The sequence below is a fragment of the Stutzerimonas sp. C6.4V genome (assembly GCF_058536345.1).
On sequence record NZ_JBZUBM010000001.1, the window covers coordinates 1,673,505 to 1,698,606 of the forward strand.

The window sequence follows — 25,102 nt, forward strand, 5'->3', positions numbered from 1 at the left end:
CTGCCTAGCGTTGCCATCGGAGATTTCATGAGTAGAAAAACACCTGCGGCGCCTCAGATTCTGACGCCTTCGCGTATTCGCGAAGGACAGCCCTTCCCGCTTGGCGCCACCTGGGACGGGCTGGGGGTTAACTTCGCGATTTTTTCCGCGAATGCCACAAGGGTTGAGCTGTGTCTGTTCGATTCCGATGGCGAAACCGAGCTCGAGCGAATAGAGCTGCCGGAATACACCGACGAGATCTGGCATGGCTACCTGCCCGATGCGCATCCCGGCCAGATCTATGGCTACCGTGTACACGGCCCGTACGAGCCGGACGCCGGGCATCGGTTCAACCCGAACAAGCTGCTGATAGATCCCTATGCCAAGCAACTCGTAGGCGAGCTGAAATGGTCCGAGGCACTGTTTGGCTACACCATCGGGCATGCCGACGCGGATCTGAGCTTTGACGAACGCGACAGCGCACCCTTCGTACCGAAATCCAAGATCATCGACCCCGCCTTTACCTGGGGGCACGACCGCCCGGTCCAGGTGCCCTGGGATCGCACCATCATCTACGAGACCCACGTGCGCGGCTTCACCATGCAGCACCCTGCTGTACCCGAAGACATGCGTGGCACCTTTGGCGGCTTCAAGACGCCCGAAGTGATCGACTACGTGCGAAAGCTCGGCGTGTCGTCCATCGAGTTCCTACCGATCCACGGCTTCGTGCAGGACCAGCATCTGCTTGAAAAAGGCATGAGCAACTACTGGGGCTACAACAGCATCGCGTTTTTCGCTCCGCACCCCAAATACCTGGCCAGTGGCAAGATCAGCGAGTTCAAGGAAATGGTCGCGCATCTGCATAACGCGGATCTCGAGGTCATTCTCGATGTGGTCTACAACCACACGGCCGAAGGCAACGAGCTGGGCCCTACCCTGTCCATGCGCGGCATCGACAACGCCTCCTACTACCGCCTCATGCCCGACGAGAAGCGTTACTACATCAACGATTCAGGGACCGGCAACACGCTGGACATGAGCCATCCGTGCGTCGTGCAGATGGTTACCGACTCCCTGCGCTACTGGGCGGAGGAGATGCATGTCGACGGATTCCGCTTCGACCTTGCGACCATCCTGGGTCGCGAGCACGACGGATATGACGAACGCCACGGCTTCCTCGTCGCCTGTCGCCAGGACCCGGTGCTGGCCAAGACCAAACTGATCGCCGAACCCTGGGACTGCGGCCCCGGCGGCTATCAGGTTGGTGGCTTTCCGCCCGGCTGGGCTGAATGGAACGACCAGTACCGCGATACCGTGCGCGCCTTCTGGAAAGGTGACGGCGATCAGCTTCCCGACTTCGCGGCACGCCTGACCGGATCTGGCGATCTGTTCAATCAACGGGGCCGCCGTCCGTTCAGCTCGGTGAACTTCATCACGGCGCACGACGGTTTCACCCTCAATGACCTCGTGTCCTACAACGACAAGCACAACGAGGACAACGACGAAGACAACCGCGACGGCAGCAGCAACAACATTTCCTGGAACCATGGCGTCGAGGGCCCGACAGACGATCCGGAAATCAATGAGCTGCGTTTCCGCCAGATGCGCAATTTCTTCGGCACTCTGTTGTTCTCCCAGGGCACGCCGATGATCGTCGCAGGCGACGAATTCGCGCGTACCCAGCATGGCAACAACAATGCCTATTGCCAGGACAGTGAAATCGGCTGGGTGAACTGGGACATCTCTGATGATGGCCGCACGCTGCAGGCCTTTGTCCGCAAGCTGATCCGCTTGCGCCAGCGCTACCCCATGCTGCGTCGCGGGCGGTTCCTGGTCGGCGCCTATAACGAAGAGCTGGGCGTCAAGGATGTCACCTGGCTGGCGCCCCATGCCGAGGAGATGACCGTCGAGCATTGGGAGGACGGCAACAACCGCTGCATGGGCATGTTGCTTGACGGCCGGGCACAACCCACCGGCATACGCAGGACCGGCTCGGATGCCACCCTGCTGCTCATCGTCAACGCCCATCACGACGTGGTCAATTTCACCTTGCCCGAGGTTCCCCAAGGGATCTACTGGAACCGCCTGATCGACACCAACAACCCCAATGCACGGGCAGAGCGCTTTGATTTCAACAACGAATACGCGCTGACCGGTCGCTCGCTGCTGTTGTTCGAGCTGATCAAGGAAGAGGAGTGAGCTGAAGCTCAAGCATTGCCGTTGAGCTGACGGCGTCTGCCGTAGGTCACAAGGCCCCGCCATGCCGGGGCCTTGTCGATTCCTACATCTTCATTACACGGCACTCAACCGTTCGCTTGATCTCGACGTGCGGTAGTGAACCCTGCATCTCCCCCCTAGTCCCAACCCTCATCGCGGCGCTCCTGAACCTACGGAATTGTTCCTGCCAGCCGCCGGCAGGTTGTCCCTTCCGTGATGGATCACACCCATGCTTTCGACACGTTTATTAGTTCTTTTTTTTCTGCTGATCTCAGGTTTCGCCATTTCCCTGCCCTCACTGGCCGGCGGAACCATCACCAATGCGACGCTTCCCCGCACCAAACCCGGTACCGTTCGGCTATTCATCAACGCTGAGGGTAACGGCAAGGCCATGGACGTCCGTAACGATACCGACGTACCGGTCGAAGCGGTGCTGCGGCTGACGCACATGGTCAACGTCTCCGGCGTGGGCAAGGGTGTCGTTCGCAAGACCGTCCCGCCACGCACGCGCCTGCGCCTGGCTACGCTGCGCAAGCGGCAAGCCGGCTATCCGCTGATCTATCAGCACGCGTTCAGCTATTCGCTGGTCTACACGCCGGAACCGGGCAGGAAGGGCTCCGTCGCCGGGCATGCCTATGAACTGCCATGGAAAGGCGGTCCGTTCCGCATTTCCCAGGGGGCCGGTGGCGACTTCAGCCATAACTCGCCCAAGGGCCGCTACGCCGTTGACGTGGCAATGCCGGTCGGCACCCCGATCATCGCGGCCCGTGCTGGAACCGTGCTCAAGGTGCGCAACAACCAGGGCGGTCGTCTACCCGACCCTGCCGGCAATTTCGTCCGCATACTGCATGATGACGGCACCCATAGCGCCTACCTGCACCTGCAGCGTGGTTCGGTGGTGGTCAAACCTGGCCAGCAGGTAAAGGCAGGCACACTGCTGGGCAAATCAGGCAACACCGGGCGAAGTACCGGGCCACATCTGCACTTCGTCGTACAGAAGCATTTTGGCGACGAGCTACTGTCGGTTCCTTTCCGCTTTTCACGACCGGTCAGCGCGCTGCCTAATTTTGCCAGTAACGACTGATTGCAACCACGCGGTCAGCGCTGCCAAACGAAGGTGAAGGTCTCATCGCCTGCCATGCGCTGCAGGTGATCGGCCACTACCGTTTCCATTTGTTCCAGCGTTGCCTCGTTTTCGGTCTGCAGGCGCGTCGTCAGGCTGCCCTCTCCTGCGGTGAGCGTACAGTGAGTGTCGCCCAGGACGATTTGCCCCTGCTGGTCGTCGTAATTCACTTCGAACTTGTGACTCCAGTGTTTGCACAGCCGGCGGATAAGTCGGCTTGGATCGGTCGTTTCGATCAGCGCAGTAGATTCGAACATAGCGTCCCTCGGTGATGGTGGGTTTAGCCAAACTGGAATGCAGATAGTGTGGTCTGCATGACGTTATCGGTAAATATCTTCTGTCCCGTGCTGCTCGCGCCTGCCCCGGCTGCAACCAGCAGCGGCAACAGATGCTCTTCGGCACCCGGCGGGTGGCAAAGCCTTGCGCAAGGTGCCTGCGCCCAATGTCGCAGGGCAAGCTCCCGTTCTGCGGGCCTTGCGCTGACAGCCTCCTCCAACCATCGATCGAACTCATCGGAAATGGGTGCAAAACGCGCATCACCATAGCCGCGCATGTTGTGAAAACTCATGCCACTGCCAACGATCAGTACCCCCTCGTCACGCAGCGGCGCCAAGGCGTGGCCGATGTCCAGATGGGCCTGTGCATCGAGATCGCTGCGCAGGGACAGCTGCACCACCGGTACGTCAGCGCCGGGAAACATCAGTTTCAGCGGAATGAACACACCGTGATCGTAGCCGCGTGCCGGGTCCTGTGCCGCGGCAATGCCAGAACGACCCAGCAGGTCGACGATTCGCGCCGCCAGTAGCGGGTCACCCGAGGCCGGATAGGTCAGCTCATAGGTGTGCGCGGGAAAGCCTGAGTAGTCGTATATCAGTCCAGGTCTTGCCGCTGCGGTGACCCGGACCGTCTCCTCGAGCCAATGCCCGGATATCAGCACGATGGCGGCTGGCCTCCGGGGCAGGCGCTCAGCGATGTGCTCAAGGAAGTTCGCCATTGGTGTCCAGGCATCAGCCGGGTTCCATTCCATGAAAAAGCAGGGCCCTGCGCCGTGGGGGACGAACAGGGTAGGCATCGGCTCCGTGACGTTCGGGCATTGCTCGTTGACGGTCATGTTCAGGTTCTCGCGGTTCGGGGTCCCAGTATGGACCAGAGCTCGTGGCCTCCGGTCAAGCGAAACGCATCGACCGTTCAGGTCATAACGGGCCAGGCGCACCGACGCCCGGCGCCCTCGATGAGCAGCTCCGCCCACGACGCGCGCTAAAAAAGATGAACCGGGCAAGCCGCTATCAGTCCCAATGAAGGTGCATGTTGCGCATGTGGCTTGCTCCACCGGAGGCGGCCGAGCGTGATTGCAGGATTTCCCGGTGGCGCTCTAGAGCGCTGTCGTCTGCAGGATGTCACCCACCATTCAGACCGATCGAAGCCAGACCAGGCGCGATCGCACCGTTTATGGAGACGCCATGAAAGCTGTTGTCTATCACGACGTCGGCGATATACGCCTCGAAGACGTCGCTGACCCCCGTATCGAAGCCCCGACCGACGCCATCGTGCGCATTACCGCATCCGCTATCTGCGGCACGGACCTGCACTTTGTCCGCGGCAGTTTCAGCGGCATGAAGCCCGGCACCATCCTGGGCCATGAAGCGGTCGGTATCGTCGAAGAACTCGGCGATGACGTGCGTAACCTGCAGATAGGCGACCGGGTGGTAATTCCTTCAACCATCGCCTGCGGCAACTGCTCCTACTGCCGTTCGGGCTATTTCGCCCAGTGCGATGTGGCCAACCCCAACGGCAAGGAAGCCGGGACGTCGTTTTTTGGCGGCCCCGCTGCCACCGGCCCGTTTCATGGGCTGCAAGCAGAGAAGGCACGTATTCCGTTTGCCAACATCGGCCTGGTAAAGCTGCCACCGGAGATCAGCGACGACCAGGCAATCCTGCTCTCGGATATCTTCCCAACCGGTTATTTCGGTGCCGAGATGGCCGAGATCGAAGCTGGGGATACCGTTGCGGTATTTGGCTGCGGCCCGGTCGGTCAGTTCGCCATCGCCAGCGCCAAGCTGCTGGGTGCCGGCCGGGTGTTCGCCATCGACCAGTATGACGACCGCCTGCGCATGGCTCAGGCTCAGGGCGCCGAGATCATCGATTTCAATCGCGAAGACCCGATCGAAACGCTCAAGCGACTGACCGGCGGCATTGGCGTCGACCGGGTGATCGATGCCGTGGGCGTCGATGCGGAACATGGTTGCTGCGGTGGCAAGCCTGCCGATGGCGTGAAGGCCGATCAGAACGCCAAGTGGCAACCAGGCGATGCGCCATCGCAGGTTCTCGAGTGGAGCGTCCAGTGCCTGGCGAAGGCCGGGACCCTCTCGATCATCGGCGTATACCCGCCCGATGCCACCACCTTCCCCATCGGCATGGCGATGAACAAGAACATCACCATGAACATGGGCAACTGCCATCACCGCAAATACATTCCACGACTCATCGAAATGATCCAGGCGCGGCGCATCGACCCGACGAAGATTCTGACCCAGGTCAAGCCCATGACCGATGTGATTGCTGCGTTCGAAGCGTTCGACCGTCGGGAGGGGGGCTGGATGAAGGTCGAGTTGAAGCCTCAACGCGAGGGCTCCGCCGTGCATGGCTCGGAGGAAACGTCGATCGACAAGGCGGTCGCGGACACCTTCCCCGCCAGCGATCCGACCAGCATGCAGAACCCGCGCTAGGCCACAGGAGAACACGATGGCAGCCATCCATATCGGCATTTCCGGCTGGCGCTACGTACCCTGGCGAGGCGACTTCTACCCCAAGGGGCTCGTTCAGAAAAACGAGCTGAAGTTCGCCTCGCGCGCTGTCAGCAGTATCGAAATCAACGGATCGTTCTATTCGCTGCAAAAGCCTGAACTCTATGCTGCCTGGTATGACGAGACGCCCAAGGGTTTCGTCTTCAGTGTGAAAGCACCGCGCTACATCACCCATGTCCTGCGGCTGCGCGACGTCGAGAAGCCCATCGCCAACTTTCTCGCTTCCGGTGTATTGGCCCTGAACGAAAAACTTGGCCCGATGCTCTGGCAGTTCCCGCCGTCCTTCAAGTTCGATCCCGAGCGCTTCGAAACCTTTCTCGCCTTGCTGCCCCATGACACCCAGGCCGCATTGGAGATGGCCAAGGGCTGCGAGGCACGCATGGAGGGACGCAGCCACCTGCAGATCGATCGCAAACGTCCCCTTCGTCATGCAGTCGAAATCCGTAACGAGAGCTTTGTCGATCCGGCATTCGTGGCATTGCTACGCAAGTACAAGGTCGCGCTCGTGGTGGCTGATACGGCCGGAAAGTGGCCCTATCGGGAAGACCTCACCAGTGATTTCGTCTACATCCGCCTTCACGGAGCCGAACAGCTCTACACCAGCGGTTACACAGATGAAGCACTGGATAGCTGGGCCCAGCGCATCAGCCTTTGGAGCGAAGGCAGCCAGCCTGATGATGCGCATCTGATCAGCGACACCAAGCCGCCGGCGCGCAGGCAACGCGCCGTTTACTGCTATTTCGATAACGATGTAAAGGTCCGGGCACCCTACGATGCGCGGCAGCTGCTGCGCCGGCTCGGGCTGGACAAAGACCTGGAGACGACTCCAGGCCAGCTTGAAGGAGCATTGGCGTGAATCTGGACAAGAACCATCCACTCGACAGCAGTGACCTGGATGCCCACATGTCCACGGCGGTAAATACCGTCCGTGTTCTGACGGTCAACACGCACAAGGGCTTCACCGCACTCAACCGACGCTTCATCCTGCCCGAGCTGCGCGAGGCGGTGCGGGCGGTATCGGCGGACGTGGTTTTCCTCCAGGAAGTGCTGGGCACCCACGAGAAGCATGCGCTGCGCTTCCAGGACTGGCCCAAGATGTCCCAGTACGAATTTCTCGCCGACAGCATCTGGACCGACTTTGCCTATGGCCGCAACGCGGTCTATCCCGATGGCGACCATGGCAACGCCCTGCTGTCGAAATTCCCCATCACCCGTTTCGAGAACCTGGACATCTCGATTGCCGGGCCTGAGCGACGGGGTCTGCTGCACAGCGTGCTGCAGGTTCCTGGGCACGATGGGTTCCATGCCATCTGCGTTCACCTCGGTTTGCGTGAGGCCCATCGTCAGCAACAGCTGGGGTTGCTCTGCGAACTGCTCGATTCCCTGCCCCAGGACGCCCCGGTTGTGGTGGCCGGCGATTTCAATGACTGGCGCCTCAAAGGCGCTCAGGTACTGGATCGTTGCGCAGGCATGCACGAGGTGTTCGCCGTGTCCCAGGGCAAGGTCGCCAAGACGTTTCCGGCGCGCTGGCCCATGCTGCGGCTCGACCGCATCTACGTACGCAATGCCACGAGCCACAAGGCGCGAATACTCGGCAACAAACCCTGGACGCACTTGTCCGATCATCTGCCCTTGGCGGTGGAGATACACCTATGAATTTTCACTGGAGAGACGGAAATCGCCTTCAGTTGCTGGAAAACGGAGAGGAATTCTTTCCGGCTGTGTTTGCGGCCATCGCGGCGGCAAAAAAGGAAGTACTGCTGGAAACCTTCATCTTCTTCAAGGACAAGGTCGGTACAGAGCTGCAGCAGGTGCTCATCCAGGCTGCGGAACGTGGCGTCGCCATCGACATCACGGTCGACGGCTACGGCTCGGCCGATCTGGACGGCGAGTTTGCCGCAGCCATGACCCAGGCGGGTGTTCGCATCCATGTATTCGATCCAGGCAAGCGGCTGCTGGGCAAGCGAGTCAACGTGTTTCGCCGTATGCACCGCAAGATCGTGGTCATCGACGGCGACCTCGCCTTCATTGGCGGCATCAATTTCTCAGCCGACCATCTCGGCGATTTCGGTCCACAAGCCAAGCAGGACTACGCCATGCAGGTGGAAGGCCCGGTGGTGCACGACATCCACCGTTTCGCCCTGAGCGCCATCGCACCGGCACACAAGAACCGTCGCTGGTGGCACCGTCGCGTGCGTACTCAGAGCAACGGCTATGCCGGGGTCAGCCGCGGCGAGGCGCGGGCGTTATTTGTCACGCGCGACAACAATGATCACCGCACCGATATCGAGCAGCACTACCTGCAGGCCATTCGTGATGCCCGTTCACGGCTGCTGATCGCCAACGCCTATTTCTTTCCCGGCTACCGGGTGCTGCGGGAGATTCGCAACGCTGCGCGTCGTGGTGTGCGGGTCCGGTTGATCCTGCAGGGAGAACCGGACATGCCGATCGCCAAGTTCGGCGCGCGGATGCTCTACAACTACCTGATGAGCGACGGCGTCGAGATCTACGAATATTGCCGGCGGCCCTTGCACGGGAAGGTTGCGCTCGCCGACTACGAATGGTCCACGGTCGGCTCGAGCAATCTCGATCCGCTCAGCCTGTCGCTGAACCTGGAGGCAAACCTGATCATTCGTGATCATGTGTTCAACCGCCACCTGCACGAGAAACTCGACCAGCTCCTGCAGGAGCATTGCCGGCGCATCCCCCTGGAACGCATCATCCGCGGCTACTGGTGGCGCGCACCGCTGGCATTTCTGATCTTTCACTTCCTGCGGCACTTCCCCCAGATGGTCGGCCTGTTTCCAGCCCATCGCCCGAAGCTGCAGTTGCTCGACCCGGAGCCCCTCGAGCCCAGCCCAGCTCCTTTGCAGCGAGACCATCAATGACCGCAGCCGAACAATCGTCGCAATCCGGCTGGCGACGACGCTGGCCGCTGATCAAGAAGGGCCTGACGTACCTTTTCTTCATTCTGGTAACGGGGCTGTTGATCGCGCTGGCGCGCAACGTCGACTGGAACGAGGTGTACCAGACGCTGCGTAACTACAATGCCCGAACGCTGTGGCTGGCCGGTGCCGCCGCCGCGCTCAGCTATGCGGTGTATTGCTGTTTCGACGTACTTGGCAAGCGCTACGCCCAGCACAAGCTGCCGGTTCGGCAGATCGTCCCGGTTACCTTCGTCTGCTACGCCTTCAACCTCAACCTGAGCGCCTGGGTGGGCGGCATCGCCCTACGGTACCGGCTGTACTCCCGGCTCGGCCTGCGCACTTCCCAGATCACCCGCGTGTTCACCATGAGCGTGCTGACCAACTGGCTCGGCTACCTGTGGCTTGCCGGGTTGATCTTCGCCATGGGCTGGATCACCCCGCCGGCCGATTGGGAGATTGGTCGCACGGCGCTGCGTGTCCTGGGCGCGGCCCTGCTGATGGCTTCCATCGTCTATCTATGGGCCTGTGGCTTCTCGAAACGGCGCCACTGGACGGTGCGCAAGCACGAAATCCACCTGCCTTCTCTGCGCCTGGCGGTGGTGCAGATGCTGCTGGGCGCCGCCAACTGGGCTCTGATGGCGCTGGTGGTCTATTTCATGCTGGCGCAGAAAGCGGCCTACCCCGAGGTGCTGGGCATCCTGATGATCAGCAGCGTCGCGGGGGTGATTGCGCATATTCCGGCAGGGCTGGGCGTAATCGAGACCGTCTTCGTCGCTATGCTTGGTGACGATCTCAACCAGGCAACTATCGTGGCCGGGCTTATCGGTTACCGGGTGGTCTATTTCCTGGTTCCGCTGCTGTTCGCGACGGTGGTCTACGTGGTTCTGGAATTGCGTGCCAGAAAGTTGCGCTCGAGCAACCAGGCGTTGAACGACGAAGAGGCCCGTCACTGCTAGGCCTGCTTTCAACCCAGACGAGGGTCGCCATTGCTCGTCTGGCTGATCGAATCGCCCGCTCCACAATTCGGATCGGCGTCACAGGCCTGGCGGATGGCCGCGTCCTCGGGCTGCAGTGTGCTGTGTTCGATGCCGAATCGCTCCCGCAATACCCTCTGTAGCTGCGGCAGGATCTCTTCCCAATGCCCTAACGCTTCCACGTCGACATGCGCCGCGATGGCCTGGCTACTCGATGACAGGCTCCAGATATGCATGTCGTGAACCGCGCGCACACCCGAGATCCCGACCAGGGCGTTGCCGACTTCCAGCGCGCTGATTCCCTTGGGGACCCCTTCCATCAACACATGGGTGACTTCGCGTAGCAGCCGAACGGCGCTCACCAGGATCAGCAAGCAAACCAGCAACGACAGGAGCGGATCGACAACGGCTGGCCCGCCCAGATAAATGATCGCACCGGCAACCAGCGCCGCGACCGACCCCAGCAGGTCTCCCATGACATGCAGAAGCGCGCCGCGCACGTTAATGGTCTGCTCTCCCCGCATAAGCACCCAGGCGACGATCAGGTTGACCAACAAGCCTAGCGCACCGATGCCCAGCACCGTGCCGCCCGCCACCTCTGGCGTATCGGCCATGCGCTGGAACGCCTCGTAGGCGATGAACAGGATGACGCCGAACATGAATAGCACGTTGACCAGCGCGCCGAGCATTTCCGCACGTTTGAGCCCGAACGAGTGCTGGCGCGACGCCGGTTTCTTCGCCAGCCAGGCAGCAAAGGCACCGATCCCCAGCGACAGTGAATCGGTAAACATGTGGCCTGCATCCGAAAGCAATGCAAGCGAATCGGCCATCAAGCCGACGAATACTTCCACAGCGGCAAAGGCCGTCGTGAAGACCAGGGCGAACACCAGCGTCTTGCCGCCACCATGGCTGTGGCTGTGGCTGTGGCTGTGGCTATGATTGTGGGTGCCGTGATCCGCCATCCGATGCTTGCTCCTCGATCGCCATCGCCGGCTGGTCCCGCATGGCCCCGTCCGCTCTGGAACGCTGAAGCATTACCAGATACAGGGCTGATCAGCTACAGAGCTGAACGGCTACCAGCCGGTCGGTTCGACGAATCTCTGCTTCTTCATACCGACAGATCGAAGGCTGCGCTTCAGGACATCTGTCCCTGTCTCGACGGAAACGTCAGGTTCAACGACCGCACCTGAAGCGCATCCGGAGGTGGTCACCAATGCCCTCCAGGAGCAAGGGCGACCAGCCAATACGCGGATGCTTAGCCTTGTGGTTTCAGGATGATCACACCCAGCGGAGGCAATGTCAGCGACAGGGAAACGTCCTGACCGTGGGTCGGTATCTGCTCGGCAAGAATCCCGCCGCCGTTGCCGACGTTGGACCCGCCGTAGCACTCGGCGTCACTGTTGAACACCTCTTGCCAGCGGCCATCCTGAGGAACCCCGATGCGGTAGTTTTCCCGGACCACTGGCGTGAAGTTGCCCACCACCAGTAACGGATAGCCAGCCGAGCTCTTGCGTAGCCAGGCAAAGACGCTGTTGGCGCGATCATCGCCGATCAGCCACTGGAAGCCAGCAGGATCGGCATCCAGCTCATGCAGCGCAGTCTCTCCGCTGTATAGCCGATTGAGGTCACGGACCAGGTTCTGTGCGCCTCGATGATCCGCCTCTTCCAGCAGGTACCAGTCAAGCTCGCGGTCATGGCTCCATTCCCGCCACTGACCGAATTCGCAGCCCATGAACAGCAGCTTCTTGCCTGGATGGGTCCACATGAAGGACAGATACGCACGCAGGTTGGCGAATTTCTGCCAGCGATCGCCCGGCATCTTGTCGACCAGGGAGCCTTTGCCGTGCACCACCTCGTCGTGGGAAATCGGCAGCACGAAGTGTTCCGAGTATGCATAGACCATGCTGAAGGTCATCTTGTCGTGGTGGTACTGGCGGTTGACCGGATCTTCCTCCATGTACTTCAACGAATCGTGCATCCAACCCATGTTCCACTTGTAGGCGAAGCCCAGTCCGTTCTCGGAGGTCGGCTTGCTCACACCCGGGAACGCGGTGGACTCTTCGGCAATCACCAGCGCGCCGGGCGTTTCGGTCGCCACCACATCGTTCAGATGGCGCAGGAAATCGATGGCCTCGAGGTTTTCCCGACCGCCATGGCGGTTGGGAATCCATTCGCCTTCCTTGCGCGAGTAATCGCGATAGAGCATCGAGGCCACTGCATCCACGCGCAGTGCATCGACATGGAACTCACGCAGCCAGTGCAACGCCGAGGCCAGCATGAAACCGTGCACTTCAGTGCGGCCAAGGTTGTAGATGTAGGTATCCCAGTCCTGGTGGAAGCCCTCGAACGGGTGCGCATACTCGTAGAGCGCGGTGCCGTCGAACTCGCCGAGGCCGTGGGCATCGGTGGGAAAGTGCGCGGGTACCCAATCCAGAATCACACCGACTCCGGCCTTGTGACAGGCATCGACGAACGCTGCGAAATCATGCGCCGTGCCGTACCGCGCACTCGGTGCGAATTGCGACAGCAACTGGTAGCCCCAGGAGCCGCCGAACGGGTGCTCCATGATCGGCATCAGCTCGATATGGGTGAAGCCCATGTCGACCACATAGGGAATCAACCGCTCGGCCAGTTCGTGCCAGTCGTAGAGACGGCCGTCGTCGCCACCTTCACGGCGCCAGGACCCTGCATGCAGTTCGTAGATCGAAATCGGTGCATTGATCGACTGCCGCTCCGCCCGATGCTGCAGCCAGTCCTGATCGTTCCACTGGTATTCCAGCGGGCGCGCGATGACCGAGGCGGTTCCCGGTGGATGCTCCGTCGCCAGCGCTATCGGATCTGCCTTCAGCGGCAGGATGCCGTTCGGACCAAGGATCTCGTACTTGTACTTGTCGCCGGGTTGCAGCCGGGGAATGAAGATCTCCCACACACCCGACGGAAAGCGTGAGCGCATGGGATAACGGCGCCCATCCCAGCCGTTGAAGCTGCCAACGACCGACACGCGGCGAGCGTTTGGCGCCCATACGGCGAAGCGCACGCCCTGCACGCCGTCGACTTCCATCACCTGCGCGCCGAATACACGGCCGATTTCCCGGTGGTTGCCCTCCGAGAACAGGTACATGTCCATTTCGCCAAGCTGCGGGCCGAAACTGTAGGGGTCTTCGGTAATCTGCTCGCCGCCGGCCCACCTGATTTTCAGCAGATAGGGCTGTGGATTACTCAGCCGGGTGAAGAAAAAGCCAGGTACTTGACCCTGTTCCATTGCCGCCAGCACTCGCCCGCCGGTGCGCTCGAGCACCTCGACGCCCAGCGCGTTGGGCAAATAAGCGCGCACCACCAGCCCGTCACCGTCTGCGTGCGGGCCGAGAATGGAAAAGGGGTCGCTGTGTTCGGCGCGCACCAGCGCGTCGACATCGGCATCAGGTGGCAGCAGGTTTATACCGGGCATGGTCACGGCCGGACGATCAATCATTGGGAACCTCCATCGGAAATCTGTTGTGCCAGCGCTGCGAGCCCCTGAAGCGGGACAGACAGCCAGGCCGGGCGGTTCTCTGCCTCATAGGCAACTTCATACGCGGTCTTCTCCAGGCTGAACAGCGCCAGAGCCGCATCGGCACCAGCAGCTTCCTTCCAGGCGTGCGGCAGCTCGGCGGTCGCCTCGCGATACGCCTCCAGGAATACTGCCCGTGCGCTCTGCTGGTAGGTTTCGGAAATGGTGCGCCGCGCCTGAACTGCAGTGTCCGAGCTATCGCTAATCTGGGCGTTGCGCAGCGTCATGGCGCTGGCGTACTCGAACGAACGCAAGACACCGGCCACATCCTTGAACGGACTCAGCTTGCTTCGACGCTCCTCCAACGAGCGCGCAGGCTCGCCTTCGAAGTCGATAAAGTAGGCATCGCCCTGTGCGACCAGTACCTGGCCGAGATGCAGGTCGCCGTGGACGCGGGTACGCAGCCCGCCGAGGGTCCTGCCGGCGAGGCGCTCCACCTCGGCGACCAGCTCCTGACGTTGGCCGAGCAGCTGGTCTACCAGCGCTGTGGACTTGCGGTCCAGGTCGCCGCGACGGGCCTGCAGCAGGTCCAGGGCGTGCTCCACCTCGCGTGAAATGGAGTCGGTCCACTCCTTCGCATCCGCAGCCTGGGTCGGCTCGCTGGCGAACGCCGGATTGTCGGTCTCCACCGCCAGGGTCATGTGCATCTCGCCCAGGCGCTGCCCAAGCAGTCGATTGAAGGCCTCCAGTTCTTCCAACGCAGTGAACTGGTTTTCATGCAGCGAGACACCGCCGGCGATCTGGTCACGCACCGCTCGATCGAGCGTGTTGAGCGTCCACTCCCAGGCGTCACCCTGGTTGTCGAGGAAGCGCTGCACGACCATCAATGCATACTGCTCGCCATTCTTTGCGAACCGGCTTACCTGACCCAGCATGGCCGAAATGTGGGTGAAGCCCTGCTCGGTCAGGAAACTGCCCATCTCCAGCTCAGGGTGCATCCCCGCCGACACGCGACGCAGAACCTTGATCATCATGCTGCTGCCGATGATTGCCGAGCTGTTGGATTGTTCGGCGGTGAGATAGCGCACTTCGGCATTGCCATCCACTTCGATTTCGGCCAGCTGAGGCATCGGCTGGAAGCGGATTTCGCTGTCGCCGCATTGCAGCACCTGCTCGTCGCGCAAGCCCTGAATCACGCCCAGCACAAACTGCTTGAGTGCGAACGCATCGGTGAGCAGCCCCACCTGAGGACCGCGACGGACCCGCGCCATGGCCAGTTGCTGGGGCAAGGCCGTGTCGAAGTCGCCTTCGTCGAGGAATCCCAGCGGCAGCTGGTACAGATCCGTGCGCCCCGCCGCTTCCACCGCGACCTCACTCAGCAGCACAGGCCGCTGCGGATCGCCGAAGGGCACGCTGTAGCAGATCTTGATCGACTGTATGGCCGCGTCCTTGCTGGCAAACCAGCGACGCTTGGGCAGGTAGGCCGGCAGCGATTCGGTTTCGAGAATGCGCTTGTTGCTCGCCGAAAGCGTATCCAGGCGCTTGAGTACCAGAGTCTGAAAGTCGGGCATGGTTTCCACGGGTTCCTGGTGCCAGCTGGGCATCTGGTGACTGGTTGCCAGCTGGAACCAGTAGAAGCCAAAAGGAGGCAACGTCAACAGATACGGCAGTTGGCCGATCGGTGGGAAGGCACTGCCGCCAACCATCTCCACCGGTACCATACCGGCGTAGTGCGACAGTTCCAGTTCTGCAGCCTGCGCAGAGCGAGACACGTTGGCGACACAGAAGATCACTTCGGTTTCGCCGGTTGCCGTCGTGAACTCGCGCAGGTAGGCCAGGATTCTTCGATTGCTGGGCGCGAGCATCTTCAGCGTGCCGCGGCCAAAGGCCTTGAACTGCTTGCGAATCGAAAGCAGACGCCGCGTCCAGTTGAGCAGCGAGTGCGGATCGCGCTGTTGCGCCTCGACATTTATCGCCTGGTAACCGTAGAGCGGATCCATGATCGGCGGCAGTACGAGACTGGGTGGGTCGGCGCGGGAGAAACCGCCATTGCGGTCCACCGACCACTGCATCGGCGTACGTACACCGTCGCGGTCACCAAGGAAGATATTGTCACCCATGCCGATCTCGTCGCCGTAGTAGATCACCGGCGTGCCGGGCATCGACAGCAACAGACTGTTGAGAAGTTCGATGCGCCGGCGGTCTCGCTCCAGCAGCGGCGCCAGGCGACGGCGGATGCCGAGGTTGATACGCGCGCGCTTGTCCGAGGCGTAGTAGTTCCAGAGGTAGTCGCGCTCCTTGTCGGTCACCATTTCCAGCGTCAGTTCGTCATGGTTGCGCAGAAAGATGGCCCACTGGCAATTCGCCGGGATATCAGGGGTCTGCCGCAGGATATCGGTGATCGGAAACCGATCTTCCTGCGCCAGGGCCATGTACATGCGCGGCATGAGCGGGAAGTGGAACGCCATATGGCACTCGTCGCCCAGGCCGCCATCTTCGCCACCGAAGTACAGCTGAGTGTCTTCAGGCCACTGGTTGGCTTCGGCCAGCAGCATGCGATCGGGATAGTTGGCGTCGATCTCGGCACGGATCTGCTTCAGTACCGCGTGGGTCTCGGGCAGGTTCTCGTTGTTGGTACCGTCGCGCTCGACCAGATAGGGAATCGCATCCAGCCGCAGGCCGTCAATTCCGAGATCGAGCCAGTAGCGCATCACGCTCAGGACTGCCTTCATCACCTGCGGATTGTCGAAGTTCAGGTCCGGTTGGTGCGAATAGAACCGATGCCAGAAGTACTGCTGGGCGACCGGGTCCCAGGTCCAGTTGGACACTTCGGTATCGAGAAAGATGATCCGCGTGCCGTCGTACTTCTCGTCGGTGTCCGACCAGACATAGAAGTCGCGCGCAGCAGAGCCCTTCTTCGCCTTGCGGGCGCGCTGGAACCAGGGGTGCTGGTCGGAGGTGTGGTTGATGACCAGCTCTGTGATCACGCGCAGGCCGCGCTTGTGTGCCTCGGCAATGAAACGCTTGGCGTCGGCCATGGTGCCATAGTCTGGATGCACACCACGATATTCGGCAATGTCATAGCCGTCGTCACGCCGCGGTGAGGGATAGAACGGCAGCAGCCAGATGGTGTTCACACCCAGGTCGGCAATGTAATCGAGCTTCTCGATCAGGCCCTGGAAATCGCCGACGCCGTCGTTGTTTGAATCGAAAAAGGATTTCAGGTGGACCTGATAGACCACCGCATCCTTGTACCAAAGAGGGTCTTTGATAAAGGCAGCAGGTTTGCGCGCTCTGGCCATGGCCTCATTCCTTTAATCTGCCTCACGGCTGGCCCACACAGGTGACCAACCGAGGCGGAAAGGTTAGCCAGCTAGTCTATAAACGAAATTAAACAACGCTTATAGATAACTGATAAATAACGTTTTTATTCCATTCTTAAGAAATCACTTTAAGTCGGGATCTATTGCATCCGAACTGATGCGCCAAATACCGAAGGGCAAATGCCACGGCTCTATCCGCATCCATTGAGTCTTGCCGTACCAGGTCCAGCGATGCCCGTTCATGAGATCTTCGCCGCGCGTTTCGGCATGGTCCGGCAGGCCCATCTCCCACAACGGGAGCTCGAAATGCGCTTCCTGGGCGTTGTGGGGATCGAGGCTGATCGCGACGAGGATGAAATTCTTCAGATCCGGTGTGCGCTTGCCGAAGAAGAAGATGTTGTCGTTGTAGGCCGTGTAAGCCTTGAAGCCGAGATGCGTCTGCAACGCCGGGTTCTGACGACGGATGCGATTGAGCTGAGCGATCTCAGCGACGATGTTCCCCGGCGCATGGTAGTCCCGAACTCGGATCTGATACTTCTCGGAGTCCAGGTACTCCTCCTTGCCCGGAATCGCCGCGGATTCGCACAGTTCGAAGCCCGAGTACATGCCCCACAGCCCGGAACCCATGGTCGCCAGGGCTGCTCGGATAAGGAAACCAGCGCGTCCGGAGTCATGCAGGAAGAACGGGTTGATGTCCGGCGTGTTGACGAAGAAATTCGGCCGATAACAGTCACGCAGCGGATGCTCGTTGAGTTCGGTGAAATACTCGCTCAGCTCGGCCTTGTTATTGCGCCAGGTGAAGTAGGTATAGCTCTGGTTGAAGCCGACCTTGCCCAGGCGCGCCATCATCGCCGGTCTGGTGAAGGCCTCGGAGAGGAACATCACGTCCGGGTCGCGCTCGCGGATATCGGCAATCATCCATTCCCAGAACGGCAAGGGCTTGGTGTGCGGATTGTCGACCCGGAAAATCTTCACGCCCTGCTCGACCCAGTGCCAGACCACATCACGCAAAGCGATCCACAGGTCGGGCATGGCGTCTTCGGCGTAGAAATCGACGTTGACGATGTCCTGGTATTTCTTCGGTGGGTTTTCCGCATAACGGATGGTCCCGTCCGGCCGCCAGGAGAACCAACCCGGATGCTCGTTTAGCCAGGGGTGGTCTTGGGAACACTGGATGGCGAAGTCCAGGGCGATCTCCAATCCATGGTCGCGTGCGGCAGCTACAAGGTCACGGAAGTCATCGAGTGTGCCGAGATCGGGATGGACCGCGTCATGCCCGCCTGCTTCGCTACCGATCGCGTACGGGCTGCCGGGATCATTCGGACCGGCTTGCAGCGTGTTGTTCGGGCCTTTGCGATGCTGGCGGCCGATGGGATGAATCGGGGTGAAATACAGGACGTCGAAGCCCATGTCCCGGATCGACGGCAGACGCTTATGTACGTCACGAAAGGTGCCGTGGCGATTCGGGTCGTCGGTTTCGGAGCGCGGGAACAACTCGTACCAACTGGCGAACAACGCAAGTGGACGCTCGACCTCAATGGGAAACACCTCGCTCTGGCTGCAATGCTCGCGGGGGTCTGCGTCAGCCATCGCTGCCGCCGTTTCGCTGGCCAGCATCACCGAGACCCGCTCGTCGTCCAGGTGCGCCATGCTCAGCCGGTGCAGCAGGTCATCGATGATGGCCTTGGTCTCGCCCTGAGCCCGCTGACTGGCACGTTCGAGCATCAGACGGCCCTCTTCCAGCTCGAGCTGCACCGGAACCCCTGCGGTGTGCTTTTTCGACAACTCGTAGCGGTAGGTCTCATAGATATCCCACCAGGCTTCGATCATGAATTCGTGTGAGCACACCTGTGTCGGCGTGAACTGGCCTTCCCAGCTGTCGTTGCCGATCAGCTTGAGGCGCGCGCGACGCCAGGTGGTTTCGTCCTTGGTGCGCCAGCAGATAGAGGCGGCAAGCTGATCGTGGCCATCCGCAAAAATCTTGCTGCTGACGTTGATCGGTTGCCCGATGACCGCCTTCGCGGCGAAGCGGCCACCCTCCAGCACCGGCTGGGTCGATTCTATGGCTATGCGTGGACTCTGCAGCGCCTGTTCAAGTCGGGGGTGGATCGCTGGATGGGGTTTTGCATCGGTCATCGAACGGGGCTCCTGGGCAAATCGCTGCGAAACAGAACCAGGCTGCTCGGCTCCAAGGGATCGAGCAGCCTGGTTTATCGGCGGAAAACCCATCGTGCGGGCTTTCTCAAGCTCTGTTCTTCCGAACCAAGGGAGGCCTTAAAAGTTCAGCCCGAACAGTCGCTACCGCTTGACACAGAGCCGCTGCGCTTGTTTCGCGATGCCCGGGGGAGCGATGGGATCCATAAGAGATGGCGTGCCAGGCCGGGCCTGCGTCCGGGACCCGTCTGAAACAGACGGCCCGCCAGGCCGGACCCGACTAAAGCAGCAGCCTTGGCAGCATGGCCCGCTAGTCACCACCGGCGATCAGCAAGGGGTTGTACCCGCTGCGCCCATAGTCGTCCTGCTCGGCCAGCAACAGGTCGAGGGCAAGGCTGGCCAGATCATCCGCGACGGGATCGGCTCGTCCGTGCTCTTCACGCTGCATGACTTTCAGGTAGCTGTGACACTCGCCGCAGGTTTCGGCCTGGACGGGCAGAAACGACTTGCCCTGCTCGTCGTCAAGTTTCATGTAGAGCAACTTCGCCCCACTATCACAGACGCTGCACTTGATGCGTTCCAGATGCCACTCGGTAGCGCAGAGGGAGCAATGCAGGTAACGCACCCCGGCACGATGGCGCTCGTTGTGGATCACACTGGCAACCGGCGGCGAACCGCAACAAGGGCAAAGCCCTTTTGCCTCCCCGACCGGTTTGTCGGGTGCCCGGGGCAATGCCATGGCCAGTCGCACCCAGCTGACCTGCAGTGCGGCGGCTATCAGCGGCAGCAAGGGCCGGGTGCCTTCATCGCCGGGCGTGCACTGGAGTACCTCGTCAGCCAGCGCATCGAGTTGCCGCTGGTTCATGTCGCGCAAGGTGCGCAGTAACGGCCTCTGACGTTCGCCCACATGCAATTCCATGGCGTCGAGCATCGCCAACAGCTCGCCCTGCCATTGCACATCGGGTTTCAGTGCCTGGGCACCAAGGGGCGGCATACCGTGCTTGAGCGCCTGATCAAAGGCATCTTCTGCCGGTGTCCAGGCCGGCTCACGCTCGCTGAGTACCTGATGCTGGGCTTGGACCAGCCGTGCCATGAAGGCGAGAAACTCATCCAGTGGCGGCACCTGCTGGACCAGTTCACGCAACCGCGTTGCACGCTTGCTGAAGACTTTGGCATCCGGCAACACCACATTCGGCGCCTCCATGATCCCTGAAGGCGCACTTCCGTAAGAGTGGTTCACTGCAACTCCTCAAGTTCGTTTCGACGGTACGTCGCGATTGGGCGAAAGACCGCTCGGGTCCTCATGTCCCTCCTTGCGGCGCACTTCGTCGTACCAGAGCCCATGATGGTGACGTGCCCAGGCGTGGCTGACCCGACCCTGTGTCATCGCTCGCACAGACCCCTTCACCCAGATCGCCGAATAGATATGGATGACCAGGGTGATGATCGCGATGAAGGCGGTGTAGGCATGGATGGTCACGGCCCAGCGCAGGGCCCAGACGGGCATGCCATCCGCGATCCAGGGGCGCCAGAGCACAATGCCGGTGACCAGCAGCACCGGGACGGTGGCGAGAAAGATCCAGTACACCAGCTTCTGTCCGGCGTTGTTCTTGCCCACCGGCGGCAACCGCTCGTCGCGGTTGGCCAGTACGTCGCGGATCTGCTTCATCCATTGCACATCGTGACGACCGATCAGGTTGTCGCCAAAGAAGCGCACCGCCTGAATGACGAAGAACAGCGACATGAACACGCCGATATACGGATGCACGATGCGTGTCGGCTCTGGTCCGCCGAATAGCGCGGTCAGCCCAAAGAAGGCCGGGTAGAACAGGGCAAGCCCGCTCAGCACGAGCAGCGTGAAGCTGATCGCGATGAGCCAGTGGTTGACCCGTGTCCACCAGCCGTAACGGAGAATGCCGTGCTTGACGTTGGAATGGCTCATAGCCGGTCCTCCCCGCGACGATCCAGGTCTCGGTCGGCCGATGCCAACTCTGGGTCGGGGTCGTCTTCCGGCTCTTCCTTGGGCCCTTTCATCACGTAATGGAAAAAGCCAGCGAGCACGGACATGCCCAGCGCAACCGACATGATCGGTTTGGTCACGCCTTTCCAGAGCTCGACCGTTGGCGCGATATGTGGGTCACGCGGCAAGCCGCTGTAGATCTCCGGCTTGTCGTTGTGTTGCAGCACATAGACCACATGGGTACCACCGACCCCTGGCGGGTCGTAGATGCCGGCGTTTGCATAGCCACGCCCCTGCAGGTCCGCCACACGATGGGCACCGTAGTCGAGCATGTCTTCCTTGGTGCCGAACATGATGGCCGAGGTCGGGCAGCTCTTGACGCACGCCGGCTCCAGGCCGTGATAGACCCGGTCGGAACATAGGGTGCACTTGTAGGCCTTGTTGTCCTTCTTCGATATGCGGGGAATATCGAAGGGACAACCCGCAACGCAGTAGCCACAGCCGATGCAATGCTCGGAATTGAAATCGACGATACCGTTGGCGTATTGCACGATTGCGCCGGGCGACGGGCAAGCCTTGAGGCACCCTGGCTCGGCGCAGTGCATGCAATTGTCCTTGCGGATCAGCCATTCCAGGTTGCCCTGCTCGTCCTCGTATTCAGAGAAGCGCATGACCTCGAAGGACTCGGCGGTCAGGTCCTGGGGATTGTTGTAGGTCCCGTCGCACTCTCCCACCTCGTCACGCAGGTCGTTCCACTCCGAACAGGCCACCTGGCAAGCCTTGCAGCCGATGCAGACGGACACGTCGATAAGCTTGGTGACCTTGTCCACCGCGCCGTGGCGCACTTGCGGGGATGGGGTGGTCGTCGCCGAGCGCGCGATGATGTTCTGCAGATTGATCTGGTCGCCTCGCATCAGACGGTCCCTCCCACTTTCTCCACGTTCACCAGAAACGACTTGAACTCTGGCGTCTGGGTATTACCGTCGCCCACGAACGGCGTCAGGGTATTGGTGAGGTGCGCTTTTTTCGCCACACCCTTGAAGCCCCAGTGAATCGGAATGCCGATGTGATGCACCGTGCGCCCGTCGATTTCGAGCGGCACCATGCGCTTTGTCACCACTGCCACCGCTGTGATGTAGCCCCGCTTGGAGCTGACCTTTACCCGGTCGCCAGCGGCAATACCCAGCTCCCCGGCCAGAACATCGCTCATCTCGATGAACTTTTCAGGCTGGGCGATGGCGTTGAGCCGAACGTGAGTCGTCCAGTAATGGAAGTGCTCGGTCAGACGGTAGGTGGTCGCGGCATAGGGAAACTCCGTGTTCGAACCGAACGAGTCACGATCCTGCTCGAACACACGGGCGATGGGATTGTGCAACGCCAGCGGATTGTTCGGGCTCAGCGGGTTGCGGTCGATCGGGGTTTCCATGGGCTCGTAGTGCTCAGGGAAAGGCCCTTCGTTCAACCACTCGCAGGCAAAGAAATGCCCACGCCCGGTCTGCGTGACGATGAAGGGACCGACACCTTGAGAGGGCGGTGACGTCACCGGGAAGTCGGGCACATCGGCGCCCGTCCAGCGCTCGCCGTTCCACCAGATGAACGCCTTGTTGGGCGCCCATGGCGTCCCGTCGGGACGCGCCGAAGCGCGGTTATAGAGCAGTCGACGGTTCATCGGCCAGGCCCAGGCCCAACCCAGGGTGTTACCCGTGTTGTAGGGGTCCGAGTTGTCGCGACGGGCCATCATGTTGCCCTGTTCGGTCCAGGCGCCGGAGTAGATCCAGCAACCACAGGCAGTCGAGCCGTCAGCGCGCAGTTCACTGAAGTCCTGAAGCTGCTCACCTTTGCGCCGTATGACCCTGCCGCTGTCGTCGGTGATATCCGCCAGCGCCCGGCCGTTGTACTCCATGGCCAGTTCAGAGGCCTTCGGAAACTCCGGCACCTTGTAGTTCCAGCTCAGGTTCAGAATCGGATCGGGGAAGGCACCGCCCTCCTCCTGGTACATATGCTTCAGACGCAACATGACCTCACCCAGAATCTCGGTATCGGTCATCGACTCGCCAGGGCCAGGCACGGCGCGCTCATGCCATTGCAGCCAACGTGCACTGTTGGTGATGGAACCGTCGTCCTCAGCGAAGCAGGTGGTCGGCAGCCGGAATACCTCAGTGGCGATCTGCGACGGGTCGACATCGTGATACTCGCCGAAGTTCTTCCAGAACTCGCCGGTCTCCACGGTGAGGGGATCCATGATCACAAGGAATTTCAGCTTGGACAGGCCGTCCATGACCTTGGCCTTGTTCGGGAACGCCGCCAGGATGTTGAAGCCCTGACAGAACGCGCCGGTCATCTTGCCCAGCGTCATGTCGTTGATGGCATACAGCACGTCATAGATCGGCTCGGAGAGCTTGGGCAGCCAGTCGTAGCACCAGTTGTTTTCCCTGGTGGCCACATCGCCATACCAGTCCTTCATCAGGCTGACGAAGAAACGCTCGTAGAACTTCCAGTACGACACCTCGCCCTCGAGCAACGGGAGCTTGACCCGCGTCTTTATGTAGTCCTCGTAGGACTGCAGATTGACCGACGGCAAATTCATGTAGCCCGGCAGCAGGTTCGACAGCAGGCCGATGTCTGTAAGCCCCTGGATGTTGGAATGCCCGCGCAGTGCGTTAACACCACCGCCCGGCATGCCCATGTTACCCAGCAGCAACTGCACCATGGCCCCGCAACGGATGATCTGCGAGCCGATGGTGTGCTGTGTCCAGCCCAAGGCGTAGAGGATCGTCATGGTCTTGTCGGGTGCCGATGTGGTCGCCATCAAGTCCCAGAGTTCCAGCACCTTTTCCCTGGGCATGCCGCAAATGTTTTCCACCTGATCGACGCTGTAGCGGCTGTAATGCTGACGCATCAGCTGCAAGACACAACGAGGATGCTGCAAGGTCGGGTCGGTGCGGGCGAAGCCGCTTTCGTCGAGCTCGAAATTCCAGGTCTCGCGGTCGTAGGTTCGATCGGCCGGGTTATAACCGGTGAACAACCCTTCTTCGAAACCGAATCCCTCGGCGACGATCAGGCTCGCGTCGGTGTATTCGCGCACATACTCATGGGCATAGCGGTCGGTTTCGATCAGGTAGTTGATGAAACCACCGAGGAACACGATATCCGTCCCGGTACGGAGCCAGGCGTGATAGTCGGCCACCGCCGTGGTGCGGTTGAACCGCGGGTCGATCGAGATCAGCACCGCATTGCTGCGCTGCTTGGCATGCATGACCCAGCGGAAGCCTACAGGGTGTGCTTCAGCCGAATTGCCGCCCATCGACAGGATGACATTGGCGTTGGCAATGTCGGTCCAGTGATTCGTCATGGCACCGCGACCAAATGTTGGGGCAAGACCTGCCACCGTTGGTCCGTGTCAAACGCGCGCCTGGTTGTCGAGTTTAAGGATGCCGAGTGCGCGGGTGATCTTCTGGGTGAGATAGGCCGTCTCGTTGGTACAGGCCGAAGCCGCTACCATCGATGTGGTCATCCAGCGGTTGACCAGCCGGCCCTGCTCGTCATGGGTCTCGAAATTGCGGTCGCGGTCATCCTTCATATGCCGGGCGATGCGCGCAAAGGCCTCTTCCCAGCTGATGCGCTTCCATTCATTGGTATAGGGCTCGCGGACTTCCGGGTACTTGACCCGCGACTCACTCTTGATGAAGTCCAGCACCCCGGCGCCCCGGGGGCAAAGCGATCCGCGACTGACCGGATGATCAGGGTCGCCTTCGACATGGTAGATCTCGTCGATCACGTTGATCGCGCCATCTCCAAGGGAGTAGAGCAACATGCCGCAGCCTACCGAGCAGTAGGTGCAGATATTGCGGGTCATTCTTGCGCCGGTCAGTTTGAAGTGACGAATCGACGCGACGGCTTCATCAGGCGCAAATCCCATCATGGCCATGCTCGATGCACCTACACCAGCCGCACCGAACTTCAGGAACTGTCGCCGGGATACTCGCACGGTCATCGGTATCTCCTGTTTCTAATTATGTTTTCCCCATCAGATGGGTCGACTGCGACCGCTCTGGAATGGTTCCTTCAGAGGGACAGACGGGGCGGCGTATCCTCGCTACGCTGATGCAAGCCTAGTTCAAGGTACTGCGATGGACAGGTCATCGGTCGCG

At 60.8% G+C, this 25,102-nt stretch carries 17 protein-coding genes; 7 read left to right on the forward strand and 10 right to left on the reverse strand.

From position 1 onward, the window contains the following. The first annotated feature begins 27 nt into the window (after positions 1 to 27). Both glgX and AC4LFW_RS07945 read left to right on the forward strand, forming a co-directional pair. Positions 28 to 2,178 (forward strand): glycogen debranching protein GlgX, encoded by a 2,151-nt coding sequence (gene glgX, locus AC4LFW_RS07940; RefSeq protein WP_491818553.1) that lies wholly within the window; start codon positions 28 to 30, stop codon positions 2,176 to 2,178. Positions 2,179 to 2,425: 247 nt separating this feature from the next. Continuing rightward, positions 2,426 to 3,280 carry a M23 family metallopeptidase gene (locus AC4LFW_RS07945; RefSeq protein ID WP_491818554.1) on the forward strand — a complete coding sequence of 285 codons (855 nt, stop codon included), beginning with the start codon at positions 2,426 to 2,428 and terminating at the stop codon, positions 3,278 to 3,280. Positions 3,281 to 3,294: 14 nt separating this feature from the next. Here AC4LFW_RS07945 and AC4LFW_RS07950 read toward each other — a convergent pair whose 3' ends face one another. Continuing rightward, entirely contained in the window at positions 3,295 to 3,576 is a 282-nt protein-coding gene (locus tag AC4LFW_RS07950) for a DUF2218 domain-containing protein (RefSeq protein WP_491818555.1), read from the reverse strand. A 23-nt stretch (positions 3,577 to 3,599) separates the two neighbouring features. After that, entirely contained in the window at positions 3,600 to 4,430 is an 831-nt protein-coding gene (locus tag AC4LFW_RS07955; RefSeq protein WP_491818556.1) for a DODA-type extradiol aromatic ring-opening family dioxygenase, read from the reverse strand. A gap of 349 nt (positions 4,431 to 4,779) precedes the next feature. Here AC4LFW_RS07955 and AC4LFW_RS07960 point away from each other — a divergent pair, with 349 nt between their 5' ends. From AC4LFW_RS07960 to AC4LFW_RS07980, 5 genes are read left to right on the forward strand one after another with little or no spacing between them, the layout of a single operon-like run. Continuing rightward, positions 4,780 to 6,045 (forward strand): zinc-dependent alcohol dehydrogenase, encoded by a 1,266-nt coding sequence (locus AC4LFW_RS07960; RefSeq protein ID WP_491818557.1) that lies wholly within the window; start codon positions 4,780 to 4,782, stop codon positions 6,043 to 6,045. Between the two features lie 16 nt (positions 6,046 to 6,061). Next, positions 6,062 to 6,979: a DUF72 domain-containing protein gene (locus AC4LFW_RS07965; protein ID WP_491818558.1), complete on the forward strand. Its 918-nt coding sequence runs from the start codon at positions 6,062 to 6,064 to the stop codon at positions 6,977 to 6,979. After that, positions 6,976 to 7,779: an endonuclease/exonuclease/phosphatase family protein gene (locus AC4LFW_RS07970; protein ID WP_491818559.1), complete on the forward strand. Its 804-nt coding sequence runs from the start codon at positions 6,976 to 6,978 to the stop codon at positions 7,777 to 7,779. The genes AC4LFW_RS07965 and AC4LFW_RS07970 overlap by 4 nt, the downstream gene beginning before the upstream one ends. Beyond that, positions 7,776 to 9,011, forward strand: coding sequence for a cardiolipin synthase ClsB (gene clsB, locus AC4LFW_RS07975; RefSeq protein WP_491818560.1), 1,236 nt, complete (start codon positions 7,776 to 7,778; stop codon positions 9,009 to 9,011). The genes AC4LFW_RS07970 and clsB overlap by 4 nt, the downstream gene beginning before the upstream one ends. Further along, positions 9,008 to 10,006 carry a lysylphosphatidylglycerol synthase domain-containing protein gene (locus tag AC4LFW_RS07980; protein ID WP_491818561.1) on the forward strand — a complete coding sequence of 333 codons (999 nt, stop codon included), beginning with the start codon at positions 9,008 to 9,010 and terminating at the stop codon, positions 10,004 to 10,006. The genes clsB and AC4LFW_RS07980 overlap by 4 nt, the downstream gene beginning before the upstream one ends. A gap of 8 nt (positions 10,007 to 10,014) precedes the next feature. On the opposite strand, the gene AC4LFW_RS07985 is transcribed toward AC4LFW_RS07980, so the two are convergent. The 8 genes from AC4LFW_RS07985 to fdnG form a co-directional block, all read right to left on the reverse strand. Next, positions 10,015 to 10,986: a cation diffusion facilitator family transporter gene (locus AC4LFW_RS07985; RefSeq protein WP_491818562.1), complete on the reverse strand. Its 972-nt coding sequence runs from the start codon at positions 10,984 to 10,986 to the stop codon at positions 10,015 to 10,017. Between the two features lie 293 nt (positions 10,987 to 11,279). Beyond that, positions 11,280 to 13,496 carry a 1,4-alpha-glucan branching protein GlgB gene (glgB, locus tag AC4LFW_RS07990; RefSeq protein ID WP_491818563.1) on the reverse strand — a complete coding sequence of 739 codons (2,217 nt, stop codon included), beginning with the start codon at positions 13,494 to 13,496 and terminating at the stop codon, positions 11,280 to 11,282. Beyond that, complete coding sequence (treS, locus tag AC4LFW_RS07995; RefSeq protein WP_491818564.1) at positions 13,493 to 16,816, reverse strand: maltose alpha-D-glucosyltransferase; 3,324 nt, start codon at positions 16,814 to 16,816, stop codon at positions 13,493 to 13,495. Before treS ends, glgB begins: the two co-directional genes overlap by 4 nt. A 144-nt stretch (positions 16,817 to 16,960) precedes the next feature. Further along, positions 16,961 to 18,973 carry an alpha-1,4-glucan--maltose-1-phosphate maltosyltransferase gene (locus AC4LFW_RS08000; protein ID WP_491818565.1) on the reverse strand — a complete coding sequence of 671 codons (2,013 nt, stop codon included), beginning with the start codon at positions 18,971 to 18,973 and terminating at the stop codon, positions 16,961 to 16,963. A gap of 328 nt (positions 18,974 to 19,301) precedes the next feature. Continuing rightward, positions 19,302 to 20,195 (reverse strand): formate dehydrogenase accessory protein FdhE, encoded by an 894-nt coding sequence (fdhE, locus tag AC4LFW_RS08005; protein WP_491820159.1) that lies wholly within the window; start codon positions 20,193 to 20,195, stop codon positions 19,302 to 19,304. Between the two features lie 45 nt (positions 20,196 to 20,240). Next, complete coding sequence (locus AC4LFW_RS08010; RefSeq protein WP_491818566.1) at positions 20,241 to 20,933, reverse strand: formate dehydrogenase subunit gamma; 693 nt, start codon at positions 20,931 to 20,933, stop codon at positions 20,241 to 20,243. Then, entirely contained in the window at positions 20,930 to 21,865 is a 936-nt protein-coding gene (fdxH, locus tag AC4LFW_RS08015; protein ID WP_491818567.1) for a formate dehydrogenase subunit beta, read from the reverse strand. The genes AC4LFW_RS08010 and fdxH overlap by 4 nt, the downstream gene beginning before the upstream one ends. Then, positions 21,865 to 24,939 carry a formate dehydrogenase-N subunit alpha gene (gene fdnG / locus AC4LFW_RS08020; protein WP_491820160.1) on the reverse strand — a complete coding sequence of 1,025 codons (3,075 nt, stop codon included), beginning with the start codon at positions 24,937 to 24,939 and terminating at the stop codon, positions 21,865 to 21,867. The genes fdxH and fdnG overlap by 1 nt, the downstream gene beginning before the upstream one ends. Positions 24,940 to 25,102: the final 163 nt, after the last annotated feature.

What these genes read in the sequence shown, in the direction of transcription:
- glgX (WP_491818553.1), top strand. Translation starts at nt 28, where the DNA reads ATGAGTAGAAAAACACCTGCGGCGCCTCAGATTCTGACGCCTTCGCGT.
- AC4LFW_RS07945 (WP_491818554.1), top strand. Translation starts at nt 2,426, where the DNA reads ATGCTTTCGACACGTTTATTAGTTCTTTTTTTTCTGCTGATCTCAGGT.
- AC4LFW_RS07950 (WP_491818555.1), bottom strand. Translation starts at nt 3,576, where the DNA reads ATGTTCGAATCTACTGCGCTGATCGAAACGACCGATCCAAGCCGACTT.
- AC4LFW_RS07955 (WP_491818556.1), bottom strand. Translation starts at nt 4,430, where the DNA reads ATGACCGTCAACGAGCAATGCCCGAACGTCACGGAGCCGATGCCTACC.
- AC4LFW_RS07960 (WP_491818557.1), top strand. Translation starts at nt 4,780, where the DNA reads ATGAAAGCTGTTGTCTATCACGACGTCGGCGATATACGCCTCGAAGAC.
- AC4LFW_RS07965 (WP_491818558.1), top strand. Translation starts at nt 6,062, where the DNA reads ATGGCAGCCATCCATATCGGCATTTCCGGCTGGCGCTACGTACCCTGG.
- clsB (WP_491818560.1), top strand. Translation starts at nt 7,776, where the DNA reads ATGAATTTTCACTGGAGAGACGGAAATCGCCTTCAGTTGCTGGAAAAC.
- AC4LFW_RS07980 (WP_491818561.1), top strand. Translation starts at nt 9,008, where the DNA reads ATGACCGCAGCCGAACAATCGTCGCAATCCGGCTGGCGACGACGCTGG.
- AC4LFW_RS07985 (WP_491818562.1), bottom strand. Translation starts at nt 10,986, where the DNA reads ATGGCGGATCACGGCACCCACAATCATAGCCACAGCCACAGCCACAGC.
- glgB (WP_491818563.1), bottom strand. Translation starts at nt 13,496, where the DNA reads ATGATTGATCGTCCGGCCGTGACCATGCCCGGTATAAACCTGCTGCCA.
- treS (WP_491818564.1), bottom strand. Translation starts at nt 16,816, where the DNA reads ATGGCCAGAGCGCGCAAACCTGCTGCCTTTATCAAAGACCCTCTTTGG.
- AC4LFW_RS08000 (WP_491818565.1), bottom strand. Translation starts at nt 18,973, where the DNA reads ATGACCGATGCAAAACCCCATCCAGCGATCCACCCCCGACTTGAACAG.
- fdhE (WP_491820159.1), bottom strand. Translation starts at nt 20,195, where the DNA reads ATGGAGGCGCCGAATGTGGTGTTGCCGGATGCCAAAGTCTTCAGCAAG.
- AC4LFW_RS08010 (WP_491818566.1), bottom strand. Translation starts at nt 20,933, where the DNA reads ATGAGCCATTCCAACGTCAAGCACGGCATTCTCCGTTACGGCTGGTGG.
- fdxH (WP_491818567.1), bottom strand. Translation starts at nt 21,865, where the DNA reads ATGCGAGGCGACCAGATCAATCTGCAGAACATCATCGCGCGCTCGGCG.